Below are 21553 nucleotides of genomic sequence, written 5' to 3'. Positions count from 1 at the left end.
ATGGCAAAACAACCAACTGCCTTAATCATTTTAGATGGTTTTGCAAATCGTGAAAGTGAACACGGTAACGCTGTAAAATTAGCAAACAAACCTAATTTTGATCGTTACTACAATAAATATCCAACTACTCAAATTGAAGCTAGTGGATTAGATGTTGGTCTTCCTGAAGGCCAAATGGGTAACTCTGAAGTAGGACACATGAATATTGGTGCTGGACGTATTGTTTATCAAAGTTTAACTCGTATTAACAAATCAATCGAAGACGGAGATTTCTTCGAAAATGATGTGTTAAATAACGCAGTAAAACATGTAAAAGACAACAATTCAGCATTACATGTATTCGGTTTACTATCAGATGGCGGTGTTCACAGTCATTATAAACACTTATTTGCGATTTTAGAATTAGCTAAAAAGCAAGGTGTTGAGAAAGTATATGTACATGCATTTTTAGATGGACGTGACGTTGATCAAAAATCTGCAATTAAATATATCGAAGAAACAGAAGCTAAATTCAAAGAATTAGGTGTAGGCCAATTCGCTTCAGTATCTGGACGTTATTATGCAATGGACCGTGATAAACGTTGGGATCGTGAAGAAAAAGCTTACAACGCAATTCGTAATTTTGAAGGTCCTACATTCGCTACTGCTAAAGAAGGTGTAGAAGCGAACTATGATAAAGATTTAACAGATGAGTTTGTTGAACCATTTATCGTTGAAGGACAAAATGATGGCGTTAATGACGGAGATGCAGTTATTTTCTATAACTTCCGTCCAGACAGAGCTGCACAATTATCAGAAGTATTCACTAATAAAGCATTTGAAGGTTTCAAAGTAGAACGAGTTAATGACTTATTCTATGCTACATTTACTAAATACAACGATGACGTTGATGCTGAAGTTGTATTTGAAAAAGTAGATCTTAAAAATACAATTGGTGAAGTTGCTCAAGATAATAATCTTACACAATTACGTATTGCTGAGACTGAAAAATTCCCTCATGTTACTTACTTCATGAGTGGTGGTCGTAATGCTGAATTTGAAGGTGAACGTAGACGTTTAATCGATTCACCTAAAGTTGCAACTTACGACTTAAAACCAGAAATGAGTGCATACGAAGTAAAAGATGCCTTATTAGAAGAATTAGACAAAGGCGACTTAGATTTAATCTTGTTAAACTTTGCTAATCCAGACATGGTAGGTCACAGTGGTATGTTAGAGCCAACAATCAAAGCTATCGAAGCTGTTGATGAATGTTTAGGTGAAGTTGTAGATAAAATTATCGACATGGGTGGACATGCGATTATCACTGCAGACCATGGTAACTCTGACCAAGTCTTAACAGATGATGACCAACCAATGACTACACATACAACTAACCCAGTTCCAGTTATTGTTACAAAAGAAGGCGTAACTTTAAGAGAAACTGGTCGTTTAGGCGACTTAGCTCCAACATTATTAGATTTATTAAATGTTCAACAACCTGAAGATATGACAGGTGAATCTTTAATTAATCATTAATTTATAGAAAATATGTTTCAAATAAGGGATTAAGTTCCCTTGTTTGTTAACTTTTCGTTAACAACATGTATTATCATTTTATTAATTAAATAAATAAAGCTATAATAGCTTTAAATCATATATTTAAAGGAGAAATTAAACATGCCAATTATTACAGATGTTTACGCTCGCGAAGTCTTAGACTCACGTGGTAACCCAACAGTTGAGGTAGAAGTATTAACTGAAAGTGGCGCATTCGGCCGTGCATTAGTACCATCAGGTGCTTCTACAGGTGAACACGAAGCAGTAGAATTACGTGACGGTGACAAATCACGTTACTTAGGTAAAGGTGTTACTAAAGCTGTTGAAAACGTAAATGAAATCATCGCACCAGAAATCGTTGAAGGTGAATTCTCAGTATTAGATCAAGTATCTATCGACAAAATGATGATTCAATTAGACGGTACTTCAAATAAAGGTAAATTAGGTGCTAACGCTATTTTAGGTGTATCAATCGCCGTAGCTAGAGCAGCAGCTGACTTATTAGGTCAACCTTTATACAAATACTTAGGTGGATTTAACGGTAAACAATTACCAGTTCCAATGATGAACATCGTTAACGGTGGTTCTCACTCAGATGCACCAATCGCATTCCAAGAGTTCATGATTTTACCAGTAGGTGCTGAATCATTCAAAGAATCATTACGTTGGGGCGCTGAAATCTTCCATAACTTAAAATCAATTTTAAGTAAACGTGGATTAGAAACTGCAGTAGGTGACGAAGGTGGTTTCGCTCCTAAATTTGAAGGTACAGAAGATGCTGTAGAAACAATTATCCAAGCTATCGAAGCAGCTGGTTACAAACCAGGTGAAGAAGTATTCTTAGGATTTGACTGTGCTTCATCAGAATTCTACGAAAATGGTGTTTATGATTACACTAAATTCGAAGGTGAACATGGTGCTAAACGTAGTGCAGCTGAACAAGTTGACTACTTAGAACAATTAATCAACAAATACCCAATCATCACTATTGAAGATGGTATGGACGAAAACGACTGGGAAGGTTGGAAACAACTTACAGAACGTATCGGTGATAAAGTACAATTAGTTGGCGACGATTTATTCGTAACTAACACTGAAATCTTATCTAAAGGTATCGAACAAGGTATTGGTAACTCAATCTTAATCAAAGTTAACCAAATCGGTACTTTAACTGAAACATTCGATGCGATCGAAATGGCTCAAAAAGCTGGTTACACAGCAGTAGTTTCTCACCGTTCAGGTGAAACAGAAGATACAACAATTTCTGATATCGCTGTTGCTACAAACGCTGGTCAAATCAAAACTGGTTCATTATCAAGAACTGACCGTATCGCTAAATACAATCAATTATTACGTATTGAAGATGAATTATACGAAACTGCTAAATTTGATGGTATTAAATCATTCTACAATTTAGATAAATAAGTGTTGTTTTATATTTAAAATTATTGAGTTCACGCTAAAAGTCTAGGATGTGCATCCTAGAAACATAACCCGTTACAGAGTTGAGGCTGTAACGGGTTTTTAATATGTCATTGTAGTTGATCATTTATAAGTGCATCAATAAGTATGATTTAACTTATATATACAAACTGGTATAATAATGTAAGTATTCAATTGTAAAAGGAGAACGATAATGGCTGAAACAACAAAAAGAGAAGTCGTTACAGGTAATGTAATAGCTATCAGTTCACTTATATTTTTCATATTGTTAATCATTCATAATTTTATCGTGTTAGATGCTACAACAGTTAAAACATTGTTATCACTAGCAGGTCAAAAGACAACGACTAATTCAGTGAATCAAGTATTAAACAGTTTCAGATTTGACGGTGTCATGTATTTATTAGCATATTTATCAGGTGTCATTGCATATTGGAATCGCCATCCTTATTTATGGTGGTTTATGTTTGCAGTATATATTTCGAATGCTTTCTTTACACTCGTCAATTTATACATGGTTGTACAAGCGATACTAGATGTTAAAAGTATGATCGCCATATTACCTATTTTAATTGTAGTGATTGGTTCACTTATTTTAGCAGCATATATGTTAGTCGTATCAATTAAGCGTAAAAGTACGTTCAATCGATAGAAGATTGATAAACAATACGAATATGTGTTATAATTCGATTCGTATATAATGAATGGAGGACAATTTTTATGCATACATTTTTCGTCGTATTATTAATTATAGATTGTATTGCATTAGTGACTGTTGTATTACTCCAAGAAGGAAAAAGTAATGGACTTTCAGGTGCTATCAGTGGCGGCGCAGAACAGTTGTTTGGTAAACAAAAACAACGTGGCGTCGATTTATTCTTGCATAGATTAACAATAATTTTATCTGTAATATTCTTTTTACTTATGATTGGCATAAGTTATCTTGGTTTATAAGGTCCGACGATGTTCATGTCGGGCTTTTTTATTTATAATAAAGAGAAAATGAATGATAGAGATATTGACTAATAAAGGGAAGTCGTTTGATATAAAAATGGTTTATGAATACTTTTGGAAGAGGGATGAACATCATGCAAATTAAACTACCTAAACCTTTCTTTTTCGAAGAGGGCAAGCGTGCAGTATTGTTATTACATGGATTTACAGGTAATTCTTCAGATGTAAGACAATTAGGCCGTTTCTTACAGAAAAAGGGATATACATCTTATGCGCCACAATATGAGGGCCATGCTGCACCACCTGAAGAGATATTAAAATCAAGTCCATACGTATGGTTTAAAGATGTCTTAGATGGCTATCAATATTTAGTTGATCAAGGATATGATGAAATCGCAGTTGCGGGATTATCATTAGGTGGCGTTTTTGCTTTAAAATTAAGCTTAAACAGAGATGTTAAGGGTATTATAACTATGTGCGCTCCTATGGATGATAAGTCATCGAGCACAATTTACGACGGATTTTTAGAATATGCTAGAAATTTCAAGAAATATGAGGGTAAAGATCAAGCGACCATTGATCAAGAAATGGAACATTTCCATCCAACTGAAACACTTGAAGAATTAAGTGCTACAATGAAAGGCGTTAAAGATCAAGTAGATGAAGTGATGGACCCAATATTAGTTGTACAAGCAGAACAAGACAAAATGATTGATCCTCAATCAGCAAATTATATATATGAAACTGTAGAATCTGATGATAAAGATATTAAATGGTATGCGAACTCAGGACATGTAATTACAATCGATAAAGAAAAAGAACAAGTCTTTGAGGATATATACGCATTTTTAGAATCATTAGATTGGTCAGAATAAAAATAAACAAGATAATTAGAAAGGAGGGGCATAATGAATTTAAAACAATCCATCGAAGAAATGATTAAACAACCTGACTACGAACCCATGTCAGTATCAGATTTTCAAGATGCGTTAGGTTTAAATAGTGCCGACTCATTCAGAGATTTAATAAAGGTGCTTGTTGAACTAGAACAAACTGGTTTGATTGAACGTACGAAGACAGATAGATATCAACGAAAGCAATCTAGTAAGTCAAACTCGAAATTAGTAAGAGGAACGTTAAGTCAGAATAAAAAAGGATTTGCGTTCTTAAGACCAGAAGAAGAGGGTGTAGATGACATCTTCATCCCGCCCACAAAAATCAATAGAGCCTTAGATGGAGATACCGTCATCGTAGAAGTTCACAAAGGTAGAGGCGACTTTAAAGGCAAGACAGAAGGGGAAGTCAAATCCATCGAAAAACATTCTGTCACTCAAGTAGTAGGTACTTATAGTGAAGCGAAACATTTCGGCTTTGTCATTCCAGATGATAAACGTATTATGCAGGATATCTTTATTCCTAAGGGTCAAAGCTTAGGTGCAGTAGATGGTCATAAGGTATTAGTGCAAATCACTAAATATGCTGATGGTACAGATAACCCGGAAGGCCACATTTCAGCAATACTAGGCCATAAAAACGATCCTGGTGTAGATATTTTATCTATCATTTATCAACATGGTATTGAAATAGAATTCCCAGATAATGTACTTAAAGAAGCTGAAGATGTTCCTGATGAAATTGAGCCTTCTGAAATCGAAGGACGTCATGATTTAAGAGACGAATTAACCATTACAATTGATGGCGCAGATGCTAAAGACTTAGATGACGCCATTAGCGTTAAAAAATTAAAAAATGGTAATACGGAATTAACGGTAAGTATTGCAGATGTAAGTTATTATGTAACTGAAGATTCAGCTTTAGATAAAGAAGCTTATGACAGAGCTACAAGTGTGTACTTAGTAGACAGAGTTATTCCAATGATTCCACATAGATTAAGTAACGGTATTTGCTCATTAAATCCTGAAGTTGATCGTTTAACGTTAAGCTGTCGTATGGAAATCAATGCACGTGGTGAAGTAGTGAACCATGACATTTTTGATAGTGTCATCCATTCTAACTACAGAATGACTTATGATGCGGTTAACCAAATTATTACTGAACAAAATCCAGATGTGCGTCGTCAATATAGTGAAGTCACACCAATGCTTGACTTGGCACAAGATTTATCTAACCGTTTAGTAAATATGAGAAAACGTCGTGGTGAAATTGATTTCGACATTAACGAAGCGAAAGTGCTTGTTAATGAAGATGGTATCCCAACAGATGTACAAGTGCGTGAACGTGGTGAAGGTGAACGTTTAATTGAGTCATTCATGTTAGCGGCTAATGAAACCGTAGCTGAACACTTTAATAAACTAGAAGTACCATTTATCTATCGTGTCCACGAACAACCTAAATCAGAACGCTTGAGACAGTTCTTTGACTTTATTACGAACTTTGGCATTATGATTAAAGGGACAGGTGAAGATATTCATCCGACAACGCTTCAAAATATTCAAGAAGAAGTTGAAGGACGACCAGAACAAATGGTTATCTCAACCATGATGTTACGTTCAATGCAACAAGCGCATTATGATGATGTGAACTTAGGACACTTTGGTCTATCTGCAGAATATTACACACATTTCACATCACCTATACGTCGTTACCCAGATTTAACGGTGCACCGTTTAATTCGTAAATACCTTATTGAACATTCAATGGATAAAAAGGAACAACATAAATGGGAAGATAAACTACCAGAACTTGCTGAACACACATCTCAACGGGAACGTCGTGCGATTGAAGCAGAACGTGATACAGATGAGTTGAAGAAAGCTGAATATATGATTCAACACATTGGTGACGAATTCGAAGGTATCATTAGTTCTGTAGCTAATTTTGGTATGTTCATTGAATTACCAAATACCATTGAAGGTATGGTTCATATTTCAAATATGACTGATGATTATTATCAATTTGATGAACGCCAAATGGCATTAATTGGTGAACGCCAAGCCAAAGTTTTCCGTATCGGTGATGCTGTCAAAGTCAAAGTGACACATGTCGATGTGGACGAACGCATGATTGACTTCCAAATCGTCGGAATGCCATTACCTAAGAATGATAGAAGCCAACGACCAGCACGTGGTAAGACCATTCAAGCAAAAACACGTGGTAAATCATTAGATAAATCAAAATCTGATGATAAAGGAAATGGCAAAAATAAGCGTAAACAACGTAAAGGTAAAAATGCACGCCAACAAGATAAAAAAGGCAACACGAAGCATAAACCATTCTATAAAGATAAAAGCGTTAAGAAAAAATCACGTAAAAAGAAAAAATAAGCAGCAAAGAGGTGAGACAGAATGGCTAAGAAAAAATCACCAGGCACATTAGCTGAAAACCGTAAAGCAAGACATGATTATAATATAGAAGATACGATTGAAGCGGGGATTGTGTTACAAGGTACAGAAATTAAATCTATACGTAGAGGTAGTGCCAATCTTAAAGATAGCTATGCCCAAGTAAAACGCGGTGAAATCTATTTAAATAATATGCATATAGCACCATATGAAGAAGGTAACCGATTTAACCATGATCCATTACGATCACGTAAATTGCTCCTTCATAAAAGAGAAATTATTAAATTAGGTGACCGCACACGAGAAATTGGATATTCTATTATTCCGCTAAAATTGTACTTAAAGCATGGTCAATGCAAAGTATTATTAGGTATTGCTCGCGGTAAGAAAAAATATGACAAACGACAAGCTTTAAAAGAAAAAGCAGTCAAACGTGATATGGATCGCGCAGTAAAAGCCCGTTATTAAGCAATACTATTGCTTACACGGGCTACATTTGATATATTAATAAGTGCTTTGTTAGAAAAGTGGTCAAGTAAGAATATTATATGTTAGGTGACTTAGACATTGTTTATCAAGTTTGAGTGACAATGATAATATTATTGTTAACGGCCTGTTTGATTTCTACAAAGTACATTTTATTACGGGGACGTTTATGGATTCGACAGGGGTCCCCAGAGCTTATTAAGCGTGTCGGAGGGTTGTCTCCGTCACTAACACACTCAGTTTATAATAACTGGCAAATCAAACAATAATTTCGCAGTAGCTGCGTAATAGCACTCTGCATCGCCTAACAGCATCTCCTATGTGCTGTTAACGCGATTCAACCTAAGTAGGATATGCTAAACACTGCCGTTTGAAGTCTGTTTAGATGAAAACCAATCAAACTAGCATAATGTTGGTTGTTTATCACCTCTCATTATGCGAAACTCAATGATAAACTACACACGTAGAAAGATATGTATCAGGACCTCTGGACGCGGGTTCAAATCCCGCCGTCTCCATTATATAGCCTGCAACCCATGTGGTTGTGGGCTTTTATTGTATGTAATGTGGTTAGTAGTAAATATTCGATGAAGCTAAAATAAGGGACTTAAATATATGTATTGAGAGACGAAGTGATTATTAGGACGAATAAACAAGTAGACAAGAGAGTTTTAAGAATGAGTAGAAATGCACTCAAAGCGCTATAAATGCCGGTTATAGCTCAAATAGTATACACGTAACAGATAGTAAAGTACTGCGCAATGAGAAAGTAAAAGACTATATTCAAAGCAAGAAAGATGAGATTATAGACGATACCATTTTAACTGCGAAAGAAACACTATACTTGCTATCACGTTCAGCAGTGAGTGAGGAAACTGAAGTGAAAGAAGTTGTAGTTAAGAAAAGTTCATTTGAAAAGAACCCCGACACAGGACACATGAACCTCGTATATAACGAACATGTGGAATTAGTTGAGGTACCTATAAAAGCGAGTAGTCGTTTGAAAGCCCGTGACCTACTTGGGCGTTATCTTAGTATCTTTACTGATAAAATAGATATGAATATGGCGACACCAGTTTTTATTGATAGCATTGGTCAAGACGATGAAAAGAATGATAGTGATTTAAAAGAGTTGTAAAAATATTTAAATTAAGTAGTGAAAGAGTAAAACAGATATATGAGGAAATATTAGAAAAGCTACCGTGATTGGTAGCTTTTCTAATTTAGTATGTATTCTAATTAATTTATGTATAAATGATTCTTCATCACCATATTTGAATAGAGATTAATCTTTTTAGTATATTTCTCTTTAAAATAATATTACCTGTCATATTATTTGTATTTATTCCTTAAATTATTTTCATTTTTGTAAAAGCTCTAGTTTGATCTATTATTAATGTAATTTAAAAGAAAGATCTACAGAATAAAGAGAAATAATAAATAAGAAAATAATTACAATTTTAACAATGTTATTCCTCCTTTAATTTATATTACTTGAATATAAAATTCGGGTTAATAAGAATGTGAAAGTGTATCTTTATAATGTTTAAGTGTTGATTTTGCATTAAACTCCGACAGTAAATTTCAATTTACAAAAACTTTAATTATCCAAACTTGAATTTATTGTTTAGAATGCTATGTTGATTATGGGAATATAATTTTGTGATTGGGAGTAAATATAAAGCAAATGAATTTTAATATTGTAAATGAGTAAAATACTTGGAACATTGATAATGAGCGCTTTATTCCTTTCAACTGCGACACCTATAGCAAGTGTGCAAGATACTACCCAAAATAACGATAATACAAATATTAAGCAAATTACTGAAAAATCAAATACAGATGATAAAATATTAGATGAATTTTTTAAAAATCCAGAAAGAACTAGCCAAAAAACTATTGATAACTTACCATCTAATTTAAAAGAAGGCACATCTGAAAGAGTTGGTGGATCTTACGCTGTTAAAAAAGTCATAAAAGCTATGATTAAAAATAAAAAAGCTGTGTTTAATGGTGTAAAAGAAATCAGTCCTCGTGCCGGAAAATCATTGGAAAAAAGATGGGATAAATATGTAAATCCTGTATTGAATAATGTATTAAAACAAGAAGAAGCTACATGGGGAAATGTACAAGGACAAGTTTCGCAAGCTTTGATGGGAACCGGTATTAAAGATTCTACTGTAAGAAGCATAGGATTTTGGGTTTCTCAAGTTGGTCAAGCATTAATATAAAAAGAGTGTGATAAAATGAATAATGAAGAATTAGAAACAAGATTGTTATTAATGAAACAATCAATAGAACAATTACAAGAAGAACTAGCGCCAAACTTAAAAACTAGAGATTTAATGTTATTAAGATATATGTATTCATATAAAGAAATTAATATGTTAGATTCTTACTTGTTCCAATTGGCTACTAATAAAGAGCAAGTAACAAAAAAACAATTCAAAACAAAATTGGAAAACATTAGAGAAGTACCAGAAATTCCAATGAGACAAGTAAATGATATATTAGAGGGTTATAAAAATAGTGAGTTATATGTTGAATTAATAAATAGTATCATAAAATAAATAAAAATAGAGCAGTCTGATGACTGCTCTTCTTTTCTTACTGAATATAAAATGTATTAACGACCTTAATAAATATATAAGTAACGTATACTTTAGGAACGAACAGTCATTAATTGATTATATTAATAAATTATATTCAGAACTGTAAATTTGATATAAAGATAATGCTATTCTTTGCCCCAAATTTCTTGTGTTTTTTCAATTTTGACATTTTACACACAACTAAGCAGACAACTTAAACTTTGCTATGACAATACCTATAGCGATTTCTATAAGAATAGATAAATGTATTAATGAACTCTCGCCGTCTCCATTATATAGCCTGCAACCCATGTGGTTGTGGGCTTTTTTGATTTGATTCACAAATAGTGTATTGCACCAATCAACTTCATTTAGTTATACGCGTATTTCATGATAAAGTTTCTCAGCGTATGGCAGTAGTTCGGGAATATAGTTACGTGCATAGCCTTCAATAAATCGTAATGTTTGAGAATCTGTAAGGTCATCATATTTTTCAATATACTGAATTAATATCTTTTTAAAATCATTTATTTCCATTTCTTCTGTATTTTTACTATGTGCTAATTTTAAGAATGCTATCAGTACTTTTTGATATTCTTCGAGTGTTATACCTAAATCCAAACATAAAAGACTAATTGATTTTGTGTTGTAGGGATGATGACCTATGATTTCAGCTAGTTCTGAAATAGCTTGATAAAGTAATGTAATATCATCTTTATTTTCGAACACGATTATTCACTCCTAAATATATAGTTTTATCTAATAATTGGACTATATTTTCAGTTTAGAGTATTTCATATAGAGTTGTTGTGGATTTCTTAAGTGTCCAATTCTAATACATAAGTGTTATAAAGGGACCATTTATATTAATGGTTATGAAATATTAAAAATATCATTGAATAATTTAACTTCATCACTTTGATGACGGAACAACTAAAGTTTGTTAATGTTTTAATAAAAGAGGGTGCTAATATGGCAAAGTATTTTACTTCAATTAAATTAGGTTTGTACCTATTATTATTAATCATATTGCAACCAATTATTTTCCATTTATTAAATCTGAACCAATCTAAAATTTTTAGTGTAATAGGACATTTGATGTTTATATTGATTGGTATTTTATTAATTTATATTCATGCTCAATTTAATAAAAATAATTGAATTCGTATAGCATTGAGCTAAATAATTCATTATTATGACTTTGTTATAACGCTTATTAAAGGATGATTAGATGCTACCTCATATATTAATGTGGACTGTTACCATATTAGGAATGATATATATTGTTTATAATTTTATATTAGCTAAATCCATAATTAATATTTTCTTTGCTATTTTATTTCAATCAATTTTGTTATTCTTAATTCGTTTCTTTTGGTTAGATCATTCATTTGGCGATGCATTTATACATTCGTTTGACTTGCTTACGATTATTGTGGTTGTGGTATATGTTATATATCAATTAATGGGTGATTCATCTGAAAATTAATACTATGTATAAGAGGGGGATTTTATGAAAGATTCATTATTTTGGAAAAAATCTTTTATTCCTGTTTATTTCATAGTCGCGTTATTATCATTTATTCTGTTTAAATTTTATATCGAGACGGATAATATGGCTATTTATTTGATGGTTTTCTATTTATTTTGTTTAGGAATAGCGTCTATTATTATTAACGCCAAGCAAAATAGGTGAGCTCTTATATTGTTTATTGAATGTAATATCACATCATAATATGAAGGATGATTATTATTAGTATATATGTGGCAATAATTTTAGGATTATTATTTATATTAATATATGCAACGTTTTGGACATTTTTATATCAATTAAATTATAAGCGTATGAATAGGGGACAGAGTTTGAATAAAACGCAAATTAAAATTAATATGTTTGGACATGGTGCAATTGCATTAGTATTAGTGGTAATAGCAATATATTTATCATATTTAAAATAGAACTTATATTATTATTGAAAAGTTACCTTCAATGGTAGCTTTTTTATTGTTTTGTAGAAAATTTTTATGAAAACACATAGATAGACATATTTTAAAATCTGCAAAAGGATAGACGAATTCAACAATATGGTGCTTGTATTACTATATGGTAGACGGTATCATACAAATAGATATCAGACGATTATAAAAAGGGAAGTACTTGAATAAATGAAATACGATACAAATAAAAAGATGACTAAGTTTGCAGAACGAACATTAAAAGAATTTGCTAAAATACTCTTTTGGACATTGAAAACTAAACCATTGGAGAAAATTACTATTAATGAGTTGTGTGAGAAAGCCAACTATCCAAGAGCAACCTTTTATAATTATATTGATGATATTAATGATCTTTTAAATTATTGTTGGCAAAGAATAGCTAGTGATATGGTCGTTGACAATTATGATTCACTTACGCCAGAAAAAAGACCTTATATACTATTTGAGCGTTGTTACGACTATTTAAATGGATACAGAGATAATATTGAAAAAATTATGACACATAATACTAATGATGGCCGATTTGCTGAATCGTTAAGAAAATATATTAGGCAACAGATTTATACTATTCTAGTAAATTGTCCACCTTCTAAAAAGTATCAATTATCATATGATCAGATGTCAGAACATTATGCCAACACCATTCATATGATTTTGGACTGGAGTTTTATTCGCAAAAATCAGATGGATAAAGAAGAGGCAATGGAGGCACTACGTTATTTAATAGGTGGGATACAGTAGTTATAAATCAGTTGTTTGGTGAAATGAAGAATACCATTTAGTTGAAAAATTAGTGACAGATTCTTTCTCTCTATCAATGCGACATTGAAATATAGCATTAATACAAAGAAAATACAGAAATGAAACGAGACAAATCAAGGAGGAAGATATTTATGGTATTACAAGAAAAATATACACTAAATAACCAATTAGAAGTGCCAAAAATTGCTTTTGGAACATGGCAAATTTCTAATGAAAATGTGATATTAGCAGTGAAAGAGGCACTTGAAATAGGCTATCGTCATATTGATACTGCTATTCATTATGAAAATGAAGAAGGTGTAGGTAAGGCAATTCGTGAATCTAGTATTCCAAGAGAAGATATTTTTGTCACTACAAAGATTCCGCCAGAGGTAAAAACCTATGAAGGCGCTAAAGCTTGTATTGAGAATTCTATTGAAAGATTGGATATTGGAGTAATTGATCAAGTATTAATTCATTCGCCGAAACCTTGGAGAGAACTTCTTGTAGGTAGTCCTAAGCCATATTTTGATGAAAATCTTGCAGTATGGAAAGCAATGGAAGAAGCGGTAGAAGAAGGTAAGATTCGTTCTATTGGTGTTTCTAACTTTGAAATAGCAGACTTAGAAAATATTCTGAAGAACGGGAAGATTAAACCTGCAGTTAATCAAGTTGAAGTACATATTGGACTTACACCTAGGGATATTATGGAATACTGTGAAAAGCATGATATTTTGATTATGGCTTATTCACCTAATGCCACAGGCAAACTGATAAACGATCCGGTTGTTAAACGCGTTGCTGATAAATATGGCGTATCTGTACCACAATTATCTATTCGATATGACTTGCAAATTGGTGTTTTACCACTTCCAAGAAGTACCAATCCTGTTCATATGAAAGAAAATGCAAATCTTGATTTTGTTATCTTAGAGGAAGATATGATTACTTTAAGTAAGGTGAAAGAAAGACATAATTTGTGGTGGCGTCGGGTAAGTAAAGTAATAAGAAATATTCGAAGCTTTGGTAAAAAGTAAAAAATAAGGTGTCCTTTGAAAATGAAAGGACACCTTATTTAATATTGCATAATGTTATGTAATTTCGTTTTAAATTAGAATAGGATTGTTTTATGTTACATTACTATTATTTCGTGGTAAATATTATTAAAAGCCTATGGAGGTCATATGTATGGATTTGATAGGTAAAATAATAGCTTTTATCATGACAACGATTTCTAATTTGTTAGGATCTAGCGATTTATTCAGAGATATAAAAAGCGGTTTAAAATCATTAAAGGATTAAAGATTTATTGATAAAAAAATAGAATTAGAGTGTACGACTCAACCTGCAATGCTTAGAATTGTGGGTTATTTTTATACTATTATTTATATTTTAGAAAAATTAAAAATCCCGCTCCTAACATGTTAGGAAAGCGGGACTTGAATCATAGTTTCAATATTATATAGTTAGTTCGGATTACTATGTTTTAACCAAAGTTAATTTGAAGCGGGCATTGTGTTCTGACCACTAGATTGTGATTGTTGTGTATTCTGTCCAGTGGATTGTTGCGGTTGTTGAGATTGCGATTGTTGTTGATTTTGGCCATTAGATTGTTGTGGTTGCTGATATTGTGATTGTTGTGGTTGCTGATATTGTGATTGTTGTGGTTGCTGATATTGTGATTGTTGTTGATTTTGACCATTAGACTGTTGGGATTGACTTCCTTGTTGTGCATTTTGCCCGTTATTTTGAGTAGGTGTCTGTTTATTTTGCTTAGGCTTGCTTTGAGATGAAGATTGCTTTTTAGTTTTATCTTTCTTTTTATCCTTATCTTTTTTTGAATCTTTCTTTTCTTCGTCGTAATCTTTGATATTATCTTTCTTAGGGTCATTAGATCGCTTATTTTTAGAGTTCTCTTTGTCTTTTTTTGAGTCATTTGATTTTTTATGTTCAGTTTTTTTATGTTCATCTTTTTGTTCAGAATCTTGGTTGCCACAAGCGCCTAAAATTAAACAACTTGATAATAAAATAAAAAAGGGTTTCTTCATGTCTCAATCTCCTTCATTTATATTATTTGGCTACAATGTGTTAATAACATTGTGGTGTCATTCTAACGTATAGCGATATCAAATTTAAAGAGATATCATATCAGGGCAATATTTCAAAATATAAAAATGCCACCCCGAAAATGAGTGGCATTGATTTGGTACATATTTATCTTTTAATGTGATCACGATGTTAATATTTTATTCTGACTCTGAACTACTGTCACTAGGTGCACTTGAAGGCGCGCTATTTGATGTAACGTCATTAGATGATTTTGGTGTGTTTTCACTATTTGGTACAGCTGATTTTGACTCTTGAGGTTCACTTTCTTTCGGTGCTGAAGATGATGAATCTTCTTTAGATGGTGTTGCTTTTGACGAACTACTACTAGCGTCTTGATGACTGCCAGTGTTTGATGAAGGTGATGCAGATGATGAAGTTGAATTACCGGTATTACTTGATGAAGTGTCATCCGCTGAACCTGATGTGGCAGATGAATCACTTTCGTTGTTATTAGTATCATCATCTTTGTTATCTTTTGTAGATGTTTTAGCATCAGACAGATCTACAGTTATACTTTTAGCACTGAATAAGCTAGATGTGATTTCTAGTTTTTTATCTTTAGTATTAGCAACTTTTTCAGAAACATCGAAGACAACTTTTCCTTCAGCAGTACTGTCAGGATTAATTTGTTCTAAGAAAAATGAATTAGTGATACTTCCGTCATCACTTTGGTTAGCAGATACTGAACCAGTGGCATCTGCTTCAAATGATTTATCTCCAGATTTTAATTTAAACATTTGACTATCGATTGTTAATGCTTTGTCTCCCTTATTCTTAATTGAAACATCTGCGACAACAAATGTATCTTTCGCATTAGTAGGTGCAATTGAAGGACCAACGGCTTTAGTATTTTCAATTGATTTAACTTTAACTTCTAAATCACCGTTTTTAATGGTATCACCGATTTTATAATTTTTTGTACCGGTAGCATGATGTTTGAATCCACCATTCATACCAAAGGTTAATGCAACAATGCCAATAATAATTAAAATAAAGAAAACGAGACAACCTACACCAACCCAAATCCATGGTTTCTTAGATTTAGACTTTGCATACTTTTGCTTTTCCTGTTGTCTTTGAAACTCTTGGAATTGTTCCCATTGTTTTCTTTGCTGTTCTTCATTATAGTTTTCTTCCATTCAACATAGCTCCTTTATTTGTAATTTACATATATATTAATAATACTGTTATGACAGGGTTTTTAGTAATCACTTTTAGTTATAAAGGTTGATAACTTAAATTACTTTTTATCAATTTTAAAATGACAATAGATTGTATAGACACTAATTTGTTATATAAGACAATTTTATCTGATATATAAATAGAAACTATAAAGTTATTCGTGTAATTTTGAATTGATATAGAACAATTGGTACTATAAAGTTGAAAGAATGAAATAAATAATTTTAATGAGTTGCATTCTAACAAAAGGAGAATTGATATGACCTTTTTCATTATCTTCTTCCCAGTATTTGTGTTTATCATACTCAACCTCTTTAGCCAAAATAAGAAGGAAAAAAATAATGATTAAAATATTACTTAAGAAACTGGATAAGATTGTTGTGTTTCTATCGAAGGAGACTATCTATGAATAATCAAACAAAATATTTTCATCATGTTGAACATCGTAAATTTCAAAATAGTTCTAAGACAACATTATGGTTATCTTTAATTATCACGCTCTTTTTTACAATAGTAGAATTTGTAGGAGGGATCGTATCTAATTCGCTTGCATTGTTATCAGATTCATTTCATATGTTGAGTGATGTGCTTGCTTTAGCACTTTCCATGGTAGCAATATATTTTGCAAGTAAAGCACCTACTAAGAATTATACTTACGGTTTTATGAGATTAGAAATTATAGTGGCCTTTTTAAATGGTTTGGCTCTTATAGTAATTTCACTAGGTATTATGTATGAGGGGATTATGAGAATTATTCATCCAAGACCTGTAGAAAGTGGTCTTATGGTTGTCATAGCTATTTTAGGGTTAGTCGTTAATGTTGTTTTGACATTGATTTTAGTAGCGTCTTTAAGAAAAGAAGATAATATTAATATACAAAGCGCATTATGGCACTTTTTTGGTGATTTATTAAACTCTGTAGGTGTCATTGTAGCAGTAGTACTCATTTATTTAACGGGATGGAATATGATTGACCCGATTATTAGTCTTATTATTTCATTAATTATATTTAATGGTGGATTTAAAATTATTAAAAATGCATGGAAAGTATTAATGGAACGTGTGCCTGACGGTTTCAACACAGATATCATTATTGAAGATATGAGATCAGTAGAAGGTGTCATTGATGTTCATGAATTCCATTTATGGAGCATTACAACCAATCATAGTTCTTTAAGTGCGCATGTTGTACTTAGTGATGAATATATTAAGTCTCCATATGAAACAATAAATAAAGTTTCTAAATTACTGAAAGATAAATATGGATTAAGACATGTCACATTGCAAATAGAGAATATCCATCTCAATCATTTAGATGAAGCATATTTTAAACAATACGAAGAAGCATAGATATTAAAAATCTTTGCTCAGAATTATAAAAACATGACAATAAATGAGTAGGTGGAAATCTAATGGATAAAAATAAAGAGTTCCGCTTTTTAAAGGGAAATATGACAAATCTTTATTTGAAACTTACGAATTTATATGAAATCTTACTTAAAAATTCGTCGTGCAATGTCAATGATGAAAAAATGATTTTATTGAATGAGGTGGATCATTTATTAGTCAATCTCAGTTTTTATTGTCATATTCATGATGATTATATTAATTTAAATATTGAATTTATTGCTCCTATGAGAACGTTTTATTTATTAGCTAGGGAATGCTTAATTAGTGAAAATGTAAATATGGATGATATTCACCCATATGTATATGAAATGGAATCAGTATATGACCAAGGTATTAATATATTAAACGAAATGTTCAATGCAAAGTAATCAAATCCTCTCTTTGTATTAGAAGAAATCTTACTTAGAAACTATTTTGCATATAAAATAAATCACATTTATAAATTCTATGTATTAGATTAATTTAAAGCTGATTTTAATACAAATAGCAGTTCACAATTTTTGAAAATAAAATAAATTTAAAAGAATTTACTAAAAAGGCTTTACTTTTCTCAAAATAAGCGTATAGTTGTAATTAAGTAATCAAGTACGTGAAGTTAATTGAGAGTTATTTATAAGAATACACTCCTTTTGATTCAATGAAATTTGTTACAAATATTTAGTGCAAAAGCACGCGGAGGTATTCTATATGAATAACGGTACAGTTAAATGGTTTAATTCAGAAAAAGGTTTTGGTTTCATCGAAAGAGAAGATGGAAGCGACGTATTCGTACATTTCTCAGCAATCGCTGAAGAAGGATACAAATCATTAGAAGAAGGACAAAAAGTTGAATTCGACATCGTTGAAGGCGATCGTGGAGAACAAGCAGCTAATGTCGTAAAAATGTAATAACATTTTCAAAGCAACCGTTATGGTTGCTTTTTTAATGCCATTATTTAATTAGAATTATTTAAATATGAAAAACACTCCCAGTTCATTAATGAAATTAGGAGTGTTTAGTATAAATATAATATATAAAACAAAAAACTATCAATCAATGTTAATACTTAATAGATTTTAATTTAAAATTTTGCGTTATGCATAACATTAAGATTAAAAATTTTAGTTTGTCCACAGTTTTCGCAATACGTAGCGAAAGCTTCGATGCCGTTAGATTGATTTGCTGCTGTAGGAATAAAGAACACATCTTCTGAAAATGTAAGTTTAGGATTTGAACAGCAAACTGTACGTCTTCTTGAATTATAGAAACGTTGAATTGTTTCTAGTTCTTCCTGGCTAAATTTTGTGTCTCTCATGTTAATCACATCCTTTCCTCAGTTATGTATATGAATAAGGATTACTATCATAAAGATGTTACAACATGGTTTGCGCAAAAATAACAATTGGCTATCTATTAAAGTACAAAATTGATATTAAATAGAGTTTAATACAATTAAGTACAATTTTGTTGGATTTTGCTTAAGTGTTTGAAAAAACAGCTTAAATGTAGTTAACATCTAAGCTGAGATTTTTAAGTACGATGATTAATTTGCTTTATCACCATCTACGCGTTCTTTATTTCCTTTGTCATCTTGAGATTTAGGATTGTCTTTCTTTTTAGCACTATCCTTCACTTTTTTGACTGTATCATCATTACTACTCTTAGAGTCTTTTTTATCTTTTTGTGTTGATTTCTTTTCATCTTGTTTTGAATCATGATCACTTTGACTACATGCACCTAAAACTAAAAAACTACATAGAACCAACCAAAATAATTTTTTCATATAATCCTCCTAAGATTCTTAATTATCTTAAGTTTACTACATATTATTGTTATTTTACATCTTTTTCTTTTTTTTAAAATTGTGAATATTTTTATTAATTTGTATAAAGAAATGTAATGATAATTCAAAGTATTTTATTATAATTAAAAAAAACGCCAACGATAACTTTAATAATGACGAAAATTAAAGTTAAGTTGACGCTAACAAGAAGTAATGTTAAACACTCACAAAGTTTAACAAATTTAGATTACCATAAATATAAGCCTTTTACCACTTTATTATATTGATAATTAGAAAAGGAAAATTAAACTTCAAGTTATATATTTTATATAGTTGAATGGAACTTAAAATTACAAAAGATTTAAATTTGAAAATGATATGAGTATTAGAAAAGATGTGAAATCAAAAATATTGTGTATTGTTCAATGTGTGCTATTAAATTTTTGTTTTCTATATTTAGACAACACTTATGAATGATCAAAGATATTTAATTCTGCATTATGAGTATCAGCTGACACATATAGTAGGGGATCATGTACATGGGTAATTTGATTATGTGTGTCGATTTCAGCTAGTATTTTAAAACTTCCGTTATTTTGTGGTTCAACAATAGAAATTTCATTGTCATTTCGTTGGATTGCAAATTGTCTTTTTGAATGATTGTTAATTTTCCATTCTGCCACGTTCTTTATACCTCCTATAGAGAAATTCATTTCCAAACAAATCGAACATATATTGACTTAATGATAGATGAATTGTATTAGCCAAAACTTTTTTCAATATCAGTAAATGCTTTTGTTGTCATTTTGATATCGTTGATTTGGTTATCTTCAATTTGACCATCAATATAACCGTGTTCAATTAGAACTTTTAAATTTTCAACAAAGTCATCGTAATTTCGATCACAAAAATAATCATCTTGAGTCGTTATAGAATCCTTAAAATGATTGGCTTCTTGTTCAGTTTGTCCATCATTAGAACGTTCCATGTATAATTTATAAAATTTTGCGATGGTATATTTTTGTTCTTTAGTTAGTTCGTCCATATTATTTTCCTCCCCAATATTACACTAAATATCTTTTACCCTATATTTTCAACTTACAAAACGAATTACGCATTCAATTACTGACAAAATTATGACTCTTTTGCTTTTTTGACACCATCTTGAACGGCATTCGCAAATTTATAGAACGTTTTTGTATAATTATCAGGATTAGAACGAACTTTTCTACTTAGCTTATGATTTTTGAAAAACTGTTCTCTTTGTTTTGTGGTTAATTCTAATTGCACACCTGAGTCATTTTCATTCTCATTGACAAAGTTTTTAGACGATTTGGCATCAATCTCATTTGGGCTTTCTTTAACAGTAAATCCTTTATGTCGAAGTGATTTGGCTATAGATTTGGCCATTTTTTTATCTTTACCACCAACAAAAACGATAGGGTCATCCCCTGAAAAACCATGTATTGAAACAGTTTGCTCAGCAGTTTTTAACATTTGATGTAATTTAGGTTCATCATAATTCGTAGATGTAATGTGAAGTTGATCATTATTTTTCTTACGTAACCCTTCAAATGAATAGAAATCATAGTGACCTACATTAGAAATACGGCGCGCAAGTTCTGTTGTCCCTGGTTCAATACCGCCACCATGTATGGCAGTGACTAAAATATCGTGATGTTTACGCTCTTTTGTGACAATTCTCCAGTCCTTATGCTCTTTGGTATTTGTTTTAAGTTCTTGAAAATTATTGTATCGATCTAAATTCGATTGATTCATGTTTTTTCGTGTATTATAAAATATTAAAGCCACAATCAAGATTGCGATGACTATTAATATGATTGATAAATAGTACAATTTATTATAAAGACTCGTGTTCCTTTTCATACTCTCTCCTTAATAATCAATTTTTGATTTATAAATCATATCAATTTTTTAATACGTTTAACAAGTAATTTGACTACAACTACATATTAATTATATTAATTAAAATATTTCTCAAAACCTAAAAATACGAAATAATAATAACTTCAAT

The 21553-nt window shown here is 31.3% G+C and carries 25 protein-coding genes, 1 other RNA gene and 1 pseudogene; 19 read left to right on the top strand and 8 right to left on the bottom strand.

All coding sequences use genetic code 11. The annotated features are described in order from the left end of the window. From gpmI to JX000_RS09420, 11 genes and pseudogenes are all read left to right on the top strand, one after another. Positions 1-1518, top strand: coding sequence for a 2,3-bisphosphoglycerate-independent phosphoglycerate mutase (gene gpmI, locus JX000_RS09470; RefSeq protein WP_002465365.1), 1518 nt, complete (start codon positions 1-3; stop codon positions 1516-1518). Between the two features lie 141 nt (positions 1519-1659). Beyond that, the gene (eno, locus tag JX000_RS09465; protein ID WP_002450894.1) at positions 1660-2964 is read left to right on the top strand and encodes a surface-displayed alpha-enolase; all 1305 of its coding nucleotides are present in this window, start codon (positions 1660-1662) and stop codon (positions 2962-2964) included. Between the two features lie 211 nt (positions 2965-3175). Then, positions 3176-3634, top strand: coding sequence for a hypothetical protein (locus tag JX000_RS09460; protein ID WP_124228483.1), 459 nt, complete (start codon positions 3176-3178; stop codon positions 3632-3634). Between the two features lie 68 nt (positions 3635-3702). After that, the gene (gene secG, locus JX000_RS09455) at positions 3703-3936 is read left to right on the top strand and encodes a preprotein translocase subunit SecG (RefSeq protein ID WP_002450892.1); all 234 of its coding nucleotides are present in this window, start codon (positions 3703-3705) and stop codon (positions 3934-3936) included. 134 nt (positions 3937-4070) lie between these two features. Next, complete coding sequence (locus JX000_RS09450; protein WP_049423751.1) at positions 4071-4811, top strand: alpha/beta hydrolase; 741 nt, start codon at positions 4071-4073, stop codon at positions 4809-4811. 33 nt (positions 4812-4844) lie between these two features. Then, positions 4845-7220 (top strand): ribonuclease R, encoded by a 2376-nt coding sequence (gene rnr, locus JX000_RS09445; RefSeq protein ID WP_107532229.1) that lies wholly within the window; start codon positions 4845-4847, stop codon positions 7218-7220. 21 nt (positions 7221-7241) lie between these two features. Then, a complete protein-coding gene (gene smpB / locus JX000_RS09440) occupies positions 7242-7706 on the top strand; it encodes an SsrA-binding protein SmpB (RefSeq protein WP_002466079.1) in 465 nt (154 codons plus the stop codon). A gap of 177 nt (positions 7707-7883) precedes the next feature. Then, positions 7884-8245, top strand: a transfer-messenger RNA (tmRNA) gene (ssrA, locus tag JX000_RS09435). Between the two features lie 170 nt (positions 8246-8415). Then, positions 8416-8862: pseudogene (locus JX000_RS09430) on the top strand (terminase small subunit); the annotation flags it as partial. 595 nt (positions 8863-9457) lie between these two features. Further along, positions 9458-9955 carry a hypothetical protein gene (locus JX000_RS09425; protein WP_185291347.1) on the top strand — a complete coding sequence of 166 codons (498 nt, stop codon included), beginning with the start codon at positions 9458-9460 and terminating at the stop codon, positions 9953-9955. A gap of 15 nt (positions 9956-9970) precedes the next feature. Then, positions 9971-10294: a hypothetical protein gene (locus JX000_RS09420; RefSeq protein ID WP_075778579.1), complete on the top strand. Its 324-nt coding sequence runs from the start codon at positions 9971-9973 to the stop codon at positions 10292-10294. 396 nt (positions 10295-10690) lie between these two features. Here the strand turns inward: JX000_RS09420 and JX000_RS09415 are convergent, their stop codons facing one another. Next, positions 10691-11044, bottom strand: coding sequence for a hypothetical protein (locus tag JX000_RS09415; protein WP_002450888.1), 354 nt, complete (start codon positions 11042-11044; stop codon positions 10691-10693). 243 nt (positions 11045-11287) lie between these two features. On the opposite strand from JX000_RS09415, the gene JX000_RS09410 reads away from it, so the two are divergent. The 5 genes from JX000_RS09410 to JX000_RS09390 all read left to right on the top strand — a co-directional run bounded on the left by JX000_RS09410 (position 11288) and on the right by JX000_RS09390 (position 14091). Continuing rightward, entirely contained in the window at positions 11288-11476 is a 189-nt protein-coding gene (locus tag JX000_RS09410) for a hypothetical protein (RefSeq protein WP_124228480.1), read from the top strand. A 70-nt stretch (positions 11477-11546) separates the two neighbouring features. Next, on the top strand, positions 11547-11804 hold the full coding sequence (locus tag JX000_RS09405; protein WP_124228479.1) for a hypothetical protein: 258 nt from the start codon (positions 11547-11549) through the stop codon (positions 11802-11804). A gap of 24 nt (positions 11805-11828) precedes the next feature. After that, the gene (locus tag JX000_RS12155; protein ID WP_049423741.1) at positions 11829-12011 is read left to right on the top strand and encodes a hypothetical protein; all 183 of its coding nucleotides are present in this window, start codon (positions 11829-11831) and stop codon (positions 12009-12011) included. Positions 12012-12481: 470 nt separating this feature from the next. Continuing rightward, positions 12482-13054, top strand: coding sequence for a TetR/AcrR family transcriptional regulator (locus tag JX000_RS09395; protein ID WP_206140654.1), 573 nt, complete (start codon positions 12482-12484; stop codon positions 13052-13054). A gap of 152 nt (positions 13055-13206) precedes the next feature. Beyond that, positions 13207-14091: an aldo/keto reductase family protein gene (locus JX000_RS09390; RefSeq protein ID WP_002450883.1), complete on the top strand. Its 885-nt coding sequence runs from the start codon at positions 13207-13209 to the stop codon at positions 14089-14091. 459 nt (positions 14092-14550) lie between these two features. Here the strand turns inward: JX000_RS09390 and JX000_RS09385 are convergent, their stop codons facing one another. Beyond that, on the bottom strand, positions 14551-15102 hold the full coding sequence (locus JX000_RS09385) for a hypothetical protein (RefSeq protein WP_206140653.1): 552 nt from the start codon (positions 15100-15102) through the stop codon (positions 14551-14553). A 198-nt stretch (positions 15103-15300) separates the two neighbouring features. After that, a complete protein-coding gene (locus tag JX000_RS09380; protein WP_124228476.1) occupies positions 15301-16302 on the bottom strand; it encodes a DUF4352 domain-containing protein in 1002 nt (333 codons plus the stop codon). 448 nt (positions 16303-16750) lie between these two features. On the opposite strand from JX000_RS09380, the gene JX000_RS09375 reads away from it, so the two are divergent. From JX000_RS09375 to JX000_RS09365, 3 genes are all read left to right on the top strand, one after another. Further along, a complete protein-coding gene (locus JX000_RS09375; RefSeq protein WP_124228475.1) occupies positions 16751-17695 on the top strand; it encodes a cation diffusion facilitator family transporter in 945 nt (314 codons plus the stop codon). A gap of 62 nt (positions 17696-17757) precedes the next feature. Continuing rightward, complete coding sequence (locus JX000_RS09370) at positions 17758-18123, top strand: hypothetical protein (RefSeq protein WP_124228474.1); 366 nt, start codon at positions 17758-17760, stop codon at positions 18121-18123. Between the two features lie 319 nt (positions 18124-18442). After that, positions 18443-18643, top strand: a complete 201-nt coding sequence (locus JX000_RS09365; RefSeq protein ID WP_002450876.1) for a cold-shock protein — start codon at positions 18443-18445, stop codon at positions 18641-18643. A 173-nt stretch (positions 18644-18816) separates the two neighbouring features. Here the strand turns inward: JX000_RS09365 and JX000_RS09360 are convergent, their stop codons facing one another. From JX000_RS09360 to JX000_RS09340, 5 genes are all read right to left on the bottom strand, one after another. Beyond that, the gene (locus JX000_RS09360) at positions 18817-19050 is read right to left on the bottom strand and encodes a hypothetical protein (RefSeq protein ID WP_002450875.1); all 234 of its coding nucleotides are present in this window, start codon (positions 19048-19050) and stop codon (positions 18817-18819) included. A 228-nt stretch (positions 19051-19278) separates the two neighbouring features. Further along, on the bottom strand, positions 19279-19518 hold the full coding sequence (locus JX000_RS09355; RefSeq protein ID WP_002450874.1) for a hypothetical protein: 240 nt from the start codon (positions 19516-19518) through the stop codon (positions 19279-19281). Positions 19519-19985: 467 nt separating this feature from the next. Further along, entirely contained in the window at positions 19986-20201 is a 216-nt protein-coding gene (locus JX000_RS09350; protein WP_107532346.1) for a hypothetical protein, read from the bottom strand. Between the two features lie 77 nt (positions 20202-20278). Beyond that, entirely contained in the window at positions 20279-20563 is a 285-nt protein-coding gene (locus JX000_RS09345) for a hypothetical protein (protein ID WP_002450872.1), read from the bottom strand. Between the two features lie 89 nt (positions 20564-20652). Beyond that, positions 20653-21405, bottom strand: a complete 753-nt coding sequence (locus JX000_RS09340) for a poly-gamma-glutamate hydrolase family protein (protein WP_206140652.1) — start codon at positions 21403-21405, stop codon at positions 20653-20655. Between the last annotated feature and the right edge of the window lie 148 nt (positions 21406-21553).

The sequence above is a fragment of the Staphylococcus sp. SB1-57 genome (assembly GCF_017086425.1).
GTDB lineage: Bacteria > Bacillota > Bacilli > Staphylococcales > Staphylococcaceae > Staphylococcus > Staphylococcus warneri_A.
Note: the sequence above shows the minus strand (reverse complement) of the source record. Positions and strands in the feature narration are given on the sequence as shown.